The organism is Sphingomonas fuzhouensis, assembly GCF_034659795.1.
In the GTDB taxonomy this organism is placed as follows: Bacteria; Pseudomonadota; Alphaproteobacteria; order Sphingomonadales; family Sphingomonadaceae; genus Sphingomonas; species Sphingomonas fuzhouensis.
On sequence record NZ_JAXSQY010000006.1, the window covers coordinates 200,405 to 213,570 of the forward strand.

At 64.2% G+C, this 13,166-nt stretch carries 12 protein-coding genes; 9 read left to right on the forward strand and 3 right to left on the reverse strand.

Going from position 1 to position 13,166, the window contains the following annotated elements; genetic code table 11:
- Nucleotides 1-44 precede the first annotated feature (44 nt).
- Both U1H82_RS13960 and U1H82_RS13965 read left to right on the forward strand, forming a co-directional pair.
- Nucleotides 45-1,850 (forward strand): glycoside hydrolase family 15 protein, encoded by a 1,806-nt coding sequence (locus tag U1H82_RS13960; protein ID WP_322965568.1) that lies wholly within the window; start codon nucleotides 45-47, stop codon nucleotides 1,848-1,850.
- A gap of 40 nt (nucleotides 1,851-1,890) precedes the next feature.
- A complete protein-coding gene (locus U1H82_RS13965; protein ID WP_322965569.1) occupies nucleotides 1,891-3,939 on the forward strand; it encodes an ATP-binding protein in 2,049 nt (682 codons plus the stop codon).
- A 15-nt stretch (nucleotides 3,940-3,954) separates the two neighbouring features.
- Here the strand turns inward: U1H82_RS13965 and U1H82_RS13970 are convergent, their stop codons facing one another.
- The 3 genes from U1H82_RS13970 to U1H82_RS13980 all read right to left on the reverse strand — a co-directional run bounded on the left by U1H82_RS13970 (nucleotide 3,955) and on the right by U1H82_RS13980 (nucleotide 6,185).
- Nucleotides 3,955-4,227: a DUF1488 family protein gene (locus U1H82_RS13970; RefSeq protein WP_322965570.1), complete on the reverse strand. Its 273-nt coding sequence runs from the start codon at nucleotides 4,225-4,227 to the stop codon at nucleotides 3,955-3,957.
- Nucleotides 4,228-4,296: 69 nt separating this feature from the next.
- On the reverse strand, nucleotides 4,297-4,728 hold the full coding sequence (locus U1H82_RS13975) for a DUF2147 domain-containing protein (RefSeq protein WP_322965571.1): 432 nt from the start codon (nucleotides 4,726-4,728) through the stop codon (nucleotides 4,297-4,299).
- A gap of 122 nt (nucleotides 4,729-4,850) precedes the next feature.
- A complete protein-coding gene (locus U1H82_RS13980) occupies nucleotides 4,851-6,185 on the reverse strand; it encodes an MFS transporter (RefSeq protein WP_322965572.1) in 1,335 nt (444 codons plus the stop codon).
- A gap of 237 nt (nucleotides 6,186-6,422) precedes the next feature.
- Between U1H82_RS13980 and cyoA the strand changes: the two genes are divergently transcribed.
- From cyoA to U1H82_RS14015, 7 genes are read left to right on the forward strand one after another with little or no spacing between them, the layout of a single operon-like run.
- The gene (gene cyoA / locus U1H82_RS13985; protein ID WP_375339534.1) at nucleotides 6,423-7,553 is read left to right on the forward strand and encodes a ubiquinol oxidase subunit II; all 1,131 of its coding nucleotides are present in this window, start codon (nucleotides 6,423-6,425) and stop codon (nucleotides 7,551-7,553) included.
- 11 nt (nucleotides 7,554-7,564) lie between these two features.
- Complete coding sequence (cyoB, locus tag U1H82_RS13990) at nucleotides 7,565-9,562, forward strand: cytochrome o ubiquinol oxidase subunit I (RefSeq protein WP_322965574.1); 1,998 nt, start codon at nucleotides 7,565-7,567, stop codon at nucleotides 9,560-9,562.
- 3 nt (nucleotides 9,563-9,565) lie between these two features.
- The gene (cyoC, locus tag U1H82_RS13995) at nucleotides 9,566-10,204 is read left to right on the forward strand and encodes a cytochrome o ubiquinol oxidase subunit III (RefSeq protein ID WP_322965575.1); all 639 of its coding nucleotides are present in this window, start codon (nucleotides 9,566-9,568) and stop codon (nucleotides 10,202-10,204) included.
- On the forward strand, nucleotides 10,201-10,608 hold the full coding sequence (cyoD, locus tag U1H82_RS14000; protein ID WP_375339532.1) for a cytochrome o ubiquinol oxidase subunit IV: 408 nt from the start codon (nucleotides 10,201-10,203) through the stop codon (nucleotides 10,606-10,608). The genes cyoC and cyoD overlap by 4 nt, the downstream gene beginning before the upstream one ends.
- Nucleotides 10,608-11,318, forward strand: coding sequence for an SURF1 family protein (locus U1H82_RS14005; protein ID WP_322965576.1), 711 nt, complete (start codon nucleotides 10,608-10,610; stop codon nucleotides 11,316-11,318). The genes cyoD and U1H82_RS14005 overlap by 1 nt, the downstream gene beginning before the upstream one ends.
- Before the next feature lie 32 nt (nucleotides 11,319-11,350).
- The gene (locus U1H82_RS14010; protein WP_375339535.1) at nucleotides 11,351-12,625 is read left to right on the forward strand and encodes an ATP-binding protein; all 1,275 of its coding nucleotides are present in this window, start codon (nucleotides 11,351-11,353) and stop codon (nucleotides 12,623-12,625) included.
- A 2-nt stretch (nucleotides 12,626-12,627) separates the two neighbouring features.
- On the forward strand, nucleotides 12,628-13,161 hold the full coding sequence (locus tag U1H82_RS14015) for a response regulator transcription factor (RefSeq protein ID WP_322965578.1): 534 nt from the start codon (nucleotides 12,628-12,630) through the stop codon (nucleotides 13,159-13,161).
- The last annotated feature ends 5 nt before the right edge of the window (nucleotides 13,162-13,166 follow it).

The following is a 13,166-nucleotide window of genomic DNA, read 5'->3' on the forward strand; positions in this document are numbered from 1 at the left end:
CGAGTTTTCATCGGCCTAACCTGCATTAACGGAGCCCCGCCATCGTGACCCTGCCCGATCAGCATCCCGATCCGCTTCGTGACGCCGACGGGTTTCTGGACCTTGAAAACTATGCCGCCCTGGGGGACGGGCGAAGCGTGGCGCTGAGCGGTGCGGACGGTGCGATCGACTGGTGGTGCGTGCCGAACATGGACTCCGCCCCATTGTTCGATCGGCTGCTCGACGGGGAGCGTGGCGGCACCTTTTCGATCACGCCCGTCGAGCCCTTCACCGTCGAGCGACATTATCGCCCGGACAGTAACGTGCTGGAGACGATCTTCACCACGCCGAGCGGCCGGGCCAAGCTGGTCGAGTCGATCAACAGCGGCCCCGCCGGACGCCTGCCCTGGGCGGAACTGGCGCGGCGCGTGGAGGGGTTGGACGGTTTCGTCCGCTTCGCTGTCACCTTGCGCTTCAGTCGCCGGGCCGACACGGTCAGTCCCTATTTCGCGCCCGCGGGCGGGCATAATGTCTTCCATGTCGACCGGGTATTGGGTGTCTTCCGCCATTGCGGTGGCGTGACGATCGACCGGATCGAGGATGGGCTCGTCACCGGTACGGCCTCGGTCGGCCCCGGCGATCGTGCCCGTATAGCGATCATCGCGGGGGAGGACGAGCCGCTTGTTTGCCAGGATATCGAGCAGATCGATGCGCGGATCGATCTGTCGGATTTCGAATGGCGGCAATGGACCGGCGGGTTGAAGGTGCCGGAGGTGCACCGCGACCGTATCCTGCGCAGCGCGCTGGCGCTCAAGCTGCTGCTCTATTCACCGACCGGCGCGATCACGGCAGCGGCCACGACCTCGCTGCCCGAGGGGATCGGTGGCGCGAAGAACTACGACTATCGCTACGCCTGGGTCCGGGATGCAGGCTATACGATCAAGGCATTCCTGCGCATCGGCGCGCATGGCGAGGCGAAGGCGGCCTTTACCTGGCTGCTCAAGCGCCTGGGCGAAGGGGAGCCGCAGGTCTGCTATACGCTGAACGGCTGCCCCGTGCCCCCGGAACGCGAGATCGCGGTCGCAGGCTATCGCGGATCGAAGCCGGTCCGCGTCGGCAATCTGGCGGGCGGCCAGCACCAGCACGGTATTTACGGCGACATATTCGAAACCGCGAGCCGCTTCGTGGCGTGCGGCAATTTCCTCGACACCGCCAGCGCCGAGACGCTGTCGCATCTGGCCGATGCCTGTGCCGACCGCTGGCGGCTGCCCGACGCAGGCATCTGGGAACTGCCGGAGGAACGCCATTACACCATGTCCAAGATCAGTTGCTGGCAGGCACTGGCACGCGCGGTCGAACTGGCCGACCAGGGTCAGATCCCGACCACCTGTCGCGACCGCTGGGCGCGCGAGCGCGACCGGATCGAGGTCTGGATCGGCGAGCATTGCTGGTCGGAGAAACGCGGCGCCTATCTGATGCATCCGGCCAGCGAGGCACTCGACGCGAGCCTGGCCCTGGCGGTGCGTTTCCGTTTCGACGGGCAGGACCGCCTCGCCCGGACACTGGACGCGCTCGACCGCGAATTGGGGGCGGGCGCATTCCACTATCGCTATTCCGGCGTCGAGAAGGAGGAGGGCTGTTTCCTGGCCTGCACCTTCTGGATGATCGAGGCGCGCGCGATCCTGGGCCAGGAGGAGGCGGCCAAGGCCGCATTCGATGCAGCGACCCAGGCACTGGATAGCCATGGCGCCGGGCTTTACGCCGAGATGATCGATCCCAAGACGGGCCATTATCTCGGCAATATGCCGCAGGGCCTGACCCATCTCGCCGTTATCCAGGCCGCAGCGACCCTGGCAGGGGAGGAACTGTGATGGTGGCGAAAAAAGTCCGGACTTGCTAGCAGCCTAGCCGATGAGTGGTGCGTTTCCCGATCCGCAACTGGCTTTCCTCGAAGGAGGGGGTGAGGCCACGCGCCTGATCCTTGCGCGCGACTGGACCGACCACCCGCTTGGCCCGCCGCAGCAATGGCCGGAAGCGTTTCGCGTCGCCCTCAGCCTGGTCCTTAATTCGCCCGAATCGATGATCCTTGCATGGGGACCGGACCTCCATTTCTTCTTCAACGAAACCTATTTTTCCTTGCTTGGACCGCGCCTGCCCTGGGCCATGGGATCGCGGTTCGATGAGGTATGGGCCGATGCATGGGAACAGGCGCGGCCAATCATCGATGATGCACTGGCCGGGCGGACGCAGCGCTTCGTCGACCTGCCCTGGAAACTCGATACCGATCGGGGTGAGGCGGATACCTTCTGGTCCTTCTCCTATTCGCGTGTCCTGGACGGGCAGGGGGGAGTCGCCGGTCTTTTCATCTTCACCAACGAAACGACCGCGCGCGTCCATGCCGATGCGGCGCTGCGGGACAGCCAGGCGCAATTGTCGGACGCGCTGGAGGAATTGCGCGCGTTGAACGTGACGCTGGAACAGCGGATCGTCGAGCGCACTGCCGAGCGCGACCGGATGTGGGACGTCTCCCCCGATCTGCTGACCGTGCTCGATGCCAAGGGGATCGTCCGGCGCGCCAACCCCGCCTGGCGGGCCCTGCTCGGCTATGAGCCTGCGACGCTGATCGGCTGGTCGGTCATGGATTTCATCCATCCTGACGATTTGGCCGCAGCGGAACGCGCGCTGGCGACGTCACTGACCGGACCGGAGTCCCGGATCGAATTGCGCATGCGCCATGCGCTGGGTCATGATGAATGGATCGCCTGGGTCGGTGCGGCGAGCAGCCATGAAATCTTTGCCGTCGGTCGGCATATCACCCAACAGAAAGCCGCCGAGCAGACGTTGCGCGATACCGAGGAACAGCTTCGTCAGGCACAGAAACTGGAGGCGATCGGGCAACTGACCGGCAGCGTCGCGCATGACTTCAACAATCTGTTGACCGTGATCCGTGGTTCGATCGACCTTCTGCGCCGTCCCGACTTTCCGGTCGCCCGTCGCCCGCGCCAGATCGATGCGATCGCCGATGCCGCCGACCGTGCCGCCAAGCTGACCGCGCAATTGCTAGCCTTTGCCCGTCGCCAGCCGCTGACCCCCGAGGTCGTCGATGTCGGGGCCAGCATCATGACCCTGACCGACATGATGACGACGTTATGCGGGCCGGGCATCATCCTGAACATCGACCTGCCCGAGGCACCATGCCACGCGCATGTCGATCGCAGCCAGCTCGACACCGCGGTCATCAACATGGCGGTAAACGCACGCGATGCGATGGCGGGGCAGGGGCATTTGACGATCCGGGTGCGCGAGGAAAAGGCACCGGACGGGCAGAAGCAAGTCAGGATCGCCATCACCGACACCGGCGAAGGCATTCCGCCCGAACGGCTCGACCAGATTTTCGAACCCTTCTTCACGACCAAGAAGCTGGGGGCAGGCACGGGGCTTGGGCTCAGCCAGGTCTTCGGCTTTGCGCGGCAGTCGGGCGGTGACGTGCATGTGGTCAGCAGACCGGGCGAAGGCGCGACCTTCACGCTCGTCTTGCCGCAGATCGATGGACTGCCACTGCCCGAACATGGCCTCGGTGGGTCGGGCGTCGCGGCCCGAACGGACATTTGCGTCCTGGTGGTCGAGGATAATATCGAGGTCGGCCAATTCGCCGTCGAAGCGCTTCAGACACTGGGATGCCGGACGGTTATCGCCAACAATGCCGCAGTCGCGCTGGAAGAGCTGAAGACGGGGGCCGAGCGGTTCGACCTCGTCTTCTCCGACGTGATGATGCCGGGTCAGTCGGGGATCGACTTCGCCCATGGCATCAGCCGCCTTTACCCGCATCTGCGCATCCTGCTGACCAGCGGCTATAGCCAGGTCATCGCCGACGAGGGCAGCCATGGCTTCGCCCTGCTGCGCAAGCCCTATACCGTGGCGGAACTTGCGCAGCAGATCGATCGACTGTTCGGCGGCTGACCCGCCGATCGTCGATCAGTCGAGGTCGTTCTCGCTGACCACGACCAGCGACTGTTCCATGTCCCGGCCGAGCGCGGTCAGCGCCGCTTCGAGAATGTCGTCCGAATAGCGTTCGAACAATTCGACCGCATCGCCCTCGGGCACGTCGCCGCTAAGGGCTTCGAGCAGGTCATATTGGACCGCGAACTGATATTCCTCGCCGTCCAGTTCCCCGACGAACTCGACCTGCCGATCGGAGACATTGTCTTCGACCGTGCCCTTGACGATGGTCAGCGCTTCTTCCGCCATGGCATTCCTTTCCTGTTGCCGTGCGTCGGGGACGCCGCAAACGCCCATGGGTTCCCTTGTCCCGGCAGCTTATTTGACCCGGCGCCAGCGCTGCTCCCGACAACCGAGGCTGCCGAACAGACACCCCTCGCCGACCAGCGTGCGCGCATCGATCTGGGTGATGGTGCCCTGAACCTCGCGGCCGATATCGGGAACATAGACGGTGCCGGACCAGCGACCCGGCTCTTCCTCTTCGAAATCGCTGAACAACTGGGTGCCGACCAGGCGCGGCGAACCACCACGCGCGGCATCGGCCTTGGCCTGCTCGCTTGCCCAGACGACGGTGCCGCACATCAGTTGCGCATCGCGCCCCCGGCCGCAGGGTGCGAAGCGGACCTGCACCGTGTTCGATGGATTGGCCCAGGTCCCCTGCGGAACCCGCGCCTCCGCTGCACTGGCTGCCAACCCCGCAACCATCATCGCGGCGGCAATGCCCGCGGCGCGCAAAAGAACTTTGCTCATTCGCTGTCCTATCCCGATCCAAGTCCCTGTCATGGCCCGGAATGTAGGAAGCTGCCTGTATGAAAGCAAAACGGCCGACGGGTCGCCCCGCCGGCCACTTCGTTTCGGTCAGCGTGGATCGATCAGGAGGCGCGCTTGGCGAGCTCCTTGTTGATGCCCAGCGCGGCCAGCGTGCAGACCGCACCCGACAGCAGATAGGCACCGACCGCCAACAGCCCGAAATTGCTCGACAGCAGCAGCGCGGCCAGCGGCGCGAAGCCCGCACCGATCAGCCAGGCAAGATCCGAGGTGATCGCGGCACCGGTATAGCGGCGCAGCGGCGAGAAGCCCGAGTTGATGACGCCCGAGGACTGACCGAAGCCCAGGCCCAGCAACAGGAAGCCGAGAACGATATAGATCGTCTCACCGGTGCCGCCCTGATCCAGCAGCTGCGGCGCGAAGCCCGCATAGGCCGCGATCGCGGCAGCCGAGAAGCCCAGCAAGGTGCGGCGGCCGACGCGGTCGGCGATCTTGCCCGAGGCGAGGATCGCGAACACGCCGACGATGCTGCCGATGATCTCGATCATCATGAAGTCCTGCGGCCGCTCCTTGTTGAACAGCACGACCCAGGACAGCGGGAACACGGTGACGATGTGGAACATCGCAAAGCTGGCGAGCGGCGCGAAAGCCCCGAGGATCACGGTGCGGCCCTCGGTGCTCAGCGTTTCGCCCACCGGCGCGGGCTGGAGCTCGCGGGTCTCGAACAGGCGCTGGAACTCCGGCGTCGCGACGATACGCAGACGGGCGAACAGCGCCACCACGTTGATCGCGAACGCCACGAAGAACGGATAGCGCCAACCCCAGTCGAGGAAGTCGGCATTGCTCAGCGTCGTCAGGAAGAAGGCGAACAGACCGTTGGCCACCAGCAGGCCGAGCGGTGCGCCCAGCTGCGGGATCATCGCGTACCAGCCGCGACGACGCTCCGGCGCGTTCAGCGACAGCAGCGACGGCAGACCGTCCCAGGCACCGCCCAGCGCCAGACCCTGCATCACGCGGAAGATGCCGAGCAGCACGGCGGCCGAGTGGCCGATCTGCGCATAGCCGGGCAGGAAGGCGATCGCCATGGTCGAGCCGCCGAGCAGGAACAGCGCGATGGTCAGCTTGACGCCGCGACCCAGGTTACGGTCGACCGCCATGAAGATGAAGGTGCCGATCGGGCGCGCGATGAACGCCAGCGAGAAGAGCGCGAAGGAATAGATCGTGCCCGTCAGCGCGTCGACATAGGGAAAGATCAGCGACGGGAACACCAGCACCGAGGCGATGGCGTATACGAAGAAGTCGAAAAACTCCGACGTACGGCCGATGATGACGCCGATGGCGATATCGCCCGGCGCGACATGGTGCGGATCGCGGGCATTGACCAGCCGCGCGTCCCGCTCAAGGGGCGTCGAGGTCGATGCGGTTAACTCTGCGCTCATCGGCTGCCAGTCCTGACTTCTTCCAAGTTATTGAGGCGACGCATGTACGATGCAAAAAGACCGCACATGACCGCCATTCTGCGTCGCCTATGCGCCTTTCGTGTCCCCACGGGGATTGGACAAACTGTCCAATGTGCGCAGGTGCAGCAAAGGCGTAGCGGCCCATGCCATATGTCTCATTCGTCGAGCCTTGCGCGCCTGCGCCCTCTTCGCTGGGCCGCCTTGCCCCTCCTGGCCATGCTGGGGGGATGCGACGCGGTCGTGCTCAACCCTGCCGGTGACGTCGCCGTGCAGCAACGCGATCTGGTGCTGATCGCGACGGCCCTGATGCTGCTCATCATCATTCCGGTGATGGCGCTGACGGTGCTGTTCGCGTGGCGCTATCGCAAGAGCAACACGGAGGCCGAATATGATCCGGAGTTCGATCACTCCACCATGCTGGAGCTGGTCATCTGGTCGGCACCGCTGCTGATCATCATCTGCCTGGGCGCGGTGACGTGGACCAGCACCCATCTGCTCGACCCCTATCGCCCGATCGAGCGCACCGCTCCGGGGCAGCCCGTCGCGGCGAACGTCAAGCCGCTGGAAATCCAGGTCGTCTCGCTCGACTGGAAGTGGCTGTTCATCTATCCGGAGCAGGGCATCGCCACGGTCAACGAACTGGCGCTGCCGGTCGACCGTCCGGTCGAGTTCCGGCTGAGCAGCACCTCGGTGATGAACGCCTTCTACGTTCCCGCGATGGCCGGCATGATCTACACGATGCCCGGCATGGAGACGAAGCTGCACGCGGTCATGAACCGTGAGGGCACCTTCGAGGGTCTGTCGTCGCACTATAGCGGTGCCGGCTTCTCGGGCATGCATTTCCCGGTCTATGCGCTTCAGGCGAACGGCTTCGACCAGTGGGTCGACAAGGTCCGGTCCGCGCAGGCGGGGCAGGGCAAGGGACGCGGCGAACTGACCCGCGCGCTGTTCCTGAACCTGGAAAAGCCGAGCGAGGACGTGCCCGCCATGTACTTCAACGGCGTCCAGGGCGATCTGTTCGACCGCGTCGTCAACCGCTGCGTCGCCGACAACACGCCGTGCATGTCGCACGTCATGATGCAGGACCGCATGAAGGGCGGCGGCGACCCGCACAAGATGAAGGTCGGCGAGGGCAATCCGCCGGTCAACAACACCGGCCCGATGCACGGGGATCGCACCAAGGGGGCCCTGGAAAAGTCGCCCGAGGAATATGAAGCCTCGCCGCACCAGAGCAAGGAACCGCTGCCGTCCAACGGCGTGCAGGAGCCGGGCGACATCAAGAACCGCCGTATGTCCTTCCTTTCCACCCCGCAGACCCCCGGCCATGCCGGTGTGGGTCGCGGCTGAGGCACGCCATTATGGATCAGACATTACTCAAGACAATTTTCGGGCGCCTGTCGCTCGAATCCCTGCCGATCCACGAGCCGATCCTCGTCTTCACCTTTCTGGGTGTCGCGGTGGGCGGGCTCGCGGTGCTGGCGCTCATCACCAAGTTCAAGCTGTGGGGCTATCTCTGGACGGAGTGGTTCACCAGCGTCGATCACAAGCGGATCGGCGTCATGTACATGGTGCTGGGCATCGTGATGCTGCTGCGCGGCTTTGCCGACGCGCTGATGATGCGTGGTCAGCAGGCCATGTCCTTCGGTGACAATCAGGGGTTCCTGCCCGCGCACCATTACGATCAGGTGTTCACCGCCCACGGCGTCATCATGATCTTTTTCGTGGCGATGCCGATCATCACCGGTCTGATGAACTATGTCGTCCCGCTCCAGATCGGCGCGCGCGACGTGGCCTTCCCGTATCTGAACAATCTTAGCTTCTGGATGACCGTCGGTGGCGTCGTGCTGGTCATGGCTTCGCTGTTCATCGGCGAGTTCGCGCGGACCGGCTGGCTGGCCTTCCCGCCGCTGTCGGAACTGGACTTCAGTCCCGATGTCGGCGTCGACTATTATATCTGGGCATTGCAGGTGGCCGGTGTCGGCACCACCCTGTCGGGCATCAACCTGATCGCGACCATCATCAAGATGCGCGCGCCGGGCATGACCATGATGAAGCTTCCGGTGTTCTGCTGGACCTCGCTGTGCGCGAACGTCCTGATCGTCGCCAGCTTCCCCGTGCTGACCGCAACCCTCGTCCTGCTGTCGCTCGACCGTTATGTCGGCACCAACTTCTTCACGAACAATCTCGGCGGCAACCCGATGATGTACGTGAACCTGATCTGGATCTGGGGTCACCCGGAGGTGTACATCCTGATCCTGCCGTTGTTCGGCGTGTTCTCGGAAGTGACCTCGACCTTCTCGGGCAAGCGGCTGTTCGGCTATACCTCGATGGTCTACGCCACGATCGTCATCACGATCCTGTCGTACCTCGTCTGGCTGCACCACTTCTTCACCATGGGTTCGGGTGCCAGCGTCAACTCGTTCTTCGGCATCACCACCATGGTGATCTCGATCCCGACAGGCGCGAAAATCTTCAACTGGCTGTTCACCATGTACAAGGGGCGCATCCGGTTCGAGCTGCCGATGATGTGGACCATCGCGTTCATGCTGACCTTCACCATCGGTGGCATGACCGGCGTTCTGCTGGCCGTTCCGCCCGCCGATTTCGTGCTCCACAACTCGCTGTTCCTGATCGCGCACTTCCATAACGTGATCATCGGCGGCGTGCTGTTCGGTGCCTTTGCCGCGATCAACTATTGGTGGCCCAAGGCCTTCGGGTTCAAGCTCGACCAGTTCTGGGGCAAGGTGTCGTTCTGGCTGTGGGTCATCGGCTTCTGGGTCGCCTTCACGCCGCTCTATGTCATGGGTCTGATGGGCGTGACCCGTCGCCTGCGTCACTTCGACGATCCGTCGCTGCAGATCTGGTTCATCATCGCCGCCTTCGGTGCGCTGATGATCGCGGGCGGTATCGGGGCCTTCCTGGTTCAGATCGGCGTGTCGATCTGGAAGAAGGAAGAGCTGCGCGACACGACGGGCGATCCCTGGAACGGCCGTACGCTGGAATGGGCGACCTCGTCGCCGCCGCCGCAGTATAACTTCGCCTTCACGCCGGTCATCCATGAACTGGACGCCTGGTACGACATGAAGGAGAAGAAGGCGCAAGAGCCGGCCGAAGGCTATCAGCCGATCCACATGCCGAAGAATACCGGCACGGGCGTCATCATCGCCGCCCTGTCCACGGCCGCCGGCTTCGGGCTGATCTGGTACATGTGGTGGCTTGCCGCGCTTGGCCTGATCGGTGTCGTCGTCGTCGCCATCTGGCACACGTTCAACTATGACCGCGATTACTACATCCCCGTCGATGAAGTCGTGGCAACGGAAAACGAGCGGCGTCGTCTGCTCGGTCAGGGGGCCTGATCCATGTCGACCGACGTTCTGAGCGCCGATCCGGCGAAGAATCCGACCTATTATCTGGTCGAGGACGAGGATCATCACCACGAATCCGGTGGCGCGACCGCCATCGGTTTCTGGCTCTATCTGATGAGCGACTGCCTCATCTTCGCGATCCTGTTCGCCACCTATGGCGTGCTGGGCACGAGCTATGCGGGCGGGCCGACCCCGAAGGAGATTTTCGAACTCCCGCTGGTCGCGCTCAACACCTCGATGCTGCTGCTGTCGTCGATCACCTATGGCTTCGCCATGATCGCGATGGAGAAGAACCAGAAGTCGAACACACTCATCTGGCTGGGCATCACCGGCCTGTTCGGTCTCGCCTTCCTGGGCATTGAACTCTACGAATTCTCGAACCTCATCCATGAAGGGTTCGGTCCGCAGCGTTCGGCCTTCCTGTCGTCCTTCTTCACCTTGGTCGGCACCCACGGCCTGCACGTCACCTTCGGTTCGATCTGGCTGGTCACGCTGATGGTGCAGGTCGGTCGCTTCGGCCTGATCGAGGCGAACAAGCGCCGCCTGATGTGCCTGTCGATGTTCTGGCACTTCCTGGACGTCGTCTGGATCGGTGTCTTCACCTTTGTCTATCTGCTGGGAGTTCTCCGTTGAGCGCTCATAACCCCCATGGTCATGGCGACCACGCCGACCACGGCCACGACATTCACGCGCACGGCGACACTCATGGTCATGGCTCGCTGAAGGGCTATATGATCGGGTTCGTCCTGTCGGTGATCCTGACGGCGATCCCGTTCTGGGCGGTCATGACCGGCGCGCTGGGTGATACCCAGACGACCGCGCTGGTCATCATGGGTCTGGCCTTCGTCCAGATCGTCGTCCACATGATCTACTTCCTTCACATGAACACCAAGTCTGAAGGTGGCTGGACGATGATGGCGCTGGTCTTTACCGCCGTGCTGGTCGTCATCACGCTCAGCGGATCGATCTGGGTCATGTATCACATGAACACCAACATGATGCCGGACATGGCCGCCCAGCTGGGCGGCGGCATGTAATGGCCGATGTCGGCGTGAGCGGCGGGCGGCGCGGCCGTTCGCCACTGACGCTGGCGATCCTGACCGCGATCGGCGTGACGCTGGTCGCGGTTTTCCTGTCGCTCGGCGTATGGCAGTTGCAGCGCCGGGTCTGGAAACTGAACCTGATCGCGACGGTGGATGCGCGGCTTCACGCCCCGCCCGTCGCGGCTCCCCCAACAGCCGACACATTCGACGTCTATCGCCGCGTGACTGTCGAAGGCCGGTTCCGCAACGACCGCGAGACCTTCGTCCAGGCGGTGACCGAGCGCGGGCCGGGCTTCTGGGTGCTGACGCCGCTCGTCGGCCCCCGTTTCACGATCTTGGTCAATCGCGGTTTCGTACCGAGCGAAAAGCGTGCCGACCATAGCCGCCCCGACGGACCCGTGCGCATCACCGGGCTGGTTCGGGTGACCGAGCCGGGCGGGGCCTTCCTCCGTTCCAACGATCCTGCCGCCGACCGCTGGTATTCACGCGACGTCGCGGCGATCGCCAAGGCGAAACGCCTCGGCGCAGTTGCCCCCTATTTCATCGACGCCGACGCCACGCCCAATCCCGGCGGCTATCCGGTCGGCGGCTTGACCGTCGTTGCGTTCCGCAACAGCCATTTGTCCTATGCGCTGACCTGGTTTGCGCTCGCCGTCCTGACATGCGTCGGCATCGTCATCCTGTGGCGACGAGGGCGGGAGTGACGCCGGGCGATCCGCCCTTTCTGCCCTTCACCATGCGTCCGCGGGAGCCCGATGTGGCGGCGGGCACTGCCAATATGCGCCAGCTCATCCATCTGCGCTGGATGGCGGTGGCGGGACAGCTGGTGACCATCCTGTTCGTCAACCGTGTCATGCGGGTCGAATTGCCCATTGGCGCGATGATGGGCGTGCTGGTGATGGCGGTGGCGATCAACCTGCTCAGCCATGTCCGACTGCGTTTTCAGCGGATCACCAATACCGAGCTGCTCTTCGCGCTGATGTTCGACGTCGGCACGCTGACGCTCCAACTGTTCCTGGCGGGGGGCGCGACCAATCCGTTCATCTCGCTCTATCTGATCCAGGTCGTGCTGGGCGCGGTGTTGCTGGAAACCTGGTCCGCCTGGGCGCTGGCGGGGATTACCGGGCTGTGTTTCGGGCTGTTGTCGCTCCACCATCGGCCGCTCGCTTTTCCGCCATGGCTGTTCGGCGACATTGCCGGGCTTCATACCCTGGGGAACTGGCTGGGCTTTGCATTGGTGGCGGGATTGCTGATCCTGTTCGTCACCCGCATCAGCGCCAATATGCGCCGAAGCGCGGCATGGCTGGCCGATCTGCGCCAACAGGCGTCGGAGGAGGACCATATCGTCCGCATGGGGCTGCTGGCCTCGGGCGCAGCGCATGAGCTGGGGACGCCGCTCGCCAGCCTGTCGGTGATCCTTAGCGACTGGCGGCGCATGCCCAAGCTGCGCGACGATGCCGAACTGATGGGCGAGATCGCCGAGATGCAGGCGGAGGTTCAGCGGTGCAAGGCGATCGTCACCCGCATCCTGCAATCGGCGGGCGAACCGCGTGGCGAGGCGGCGGAGCTGTCCGAGGTCGGTCGGTTCATCGACGCCATCGTCGAGGAATGGCGCGGGAGCCATGGTCAGGTCGTGCTGGACTATCAGCGGACCGACGATGACGCGGCCATCGTGTCCGACCCGGCGATCAAGCAGGCGGTGTGGAACGTGCTCGACAATGCCGCCGAAGCGTCGCCCGCCTGGGTGGGACTCAGTGTCGCGCGCGAGGGTGGGGCGGTGGCGGTCCGCGTCACCGATCGGGGGCCGGGTTTCACCTCGACGACCCTGTCGCAGGTCGGCCGGCCTCAGCAATCGACCAAGGGCGAGGGGCATGGCGTCGGTCTGTTCCTGGTATCCAGCGTCGTCCGCAAATTGGGCGGCCGGGTGGAGGCCGCCAATAGGCCGGAGGGTGGCGCAGTCGTTACGCTCACCCTACCTTTAAGTATGATCGGCGTATCGGATCAGGAGTAATGATGGACGACGAACGCGCCTTGGTGATCGTCGAGGATGACGAAACCTTTGCCCGCACCCTGCAACGCTCGTTCGAGCGGCGCGGCTACCGCGTATGGGTGGCGCCGAGCCCGGATGCGCTGCGCGACATCCTAGCCGAGACGACGCCGCGCTACGCCGTGGTCGACCTGAAGCTGGGGCAAGCGTCCGGCCTTGCCTGTGTCCAGACGCTTCACGCCCATGATCCGGCGATGCTGATCGTCGTGCTGACCGGTTTTGCGAGCATCGCGACGGCGGTGGAGGCGATCAAGCTGGGCGCGTGCCACTATCTCGCCAAGCCGTCCAACACCGACGATATCGAGGCCGCCTTCCACAAGGCGAGCGGCGACGCGACGACCGCGATCACCGATCGGCCCAGTTCGATCAAGACGCTGGAATGGGAGCGGATCAACGAGACGCTGGCCGAGACGAACTTCAACATCTCGGAAACCGCGCGGCGCCTGGGCATGCACCGCCGCACGCTGGCACGGAAACTGGAGAAGCGCCACGTCCCCTGACGCGG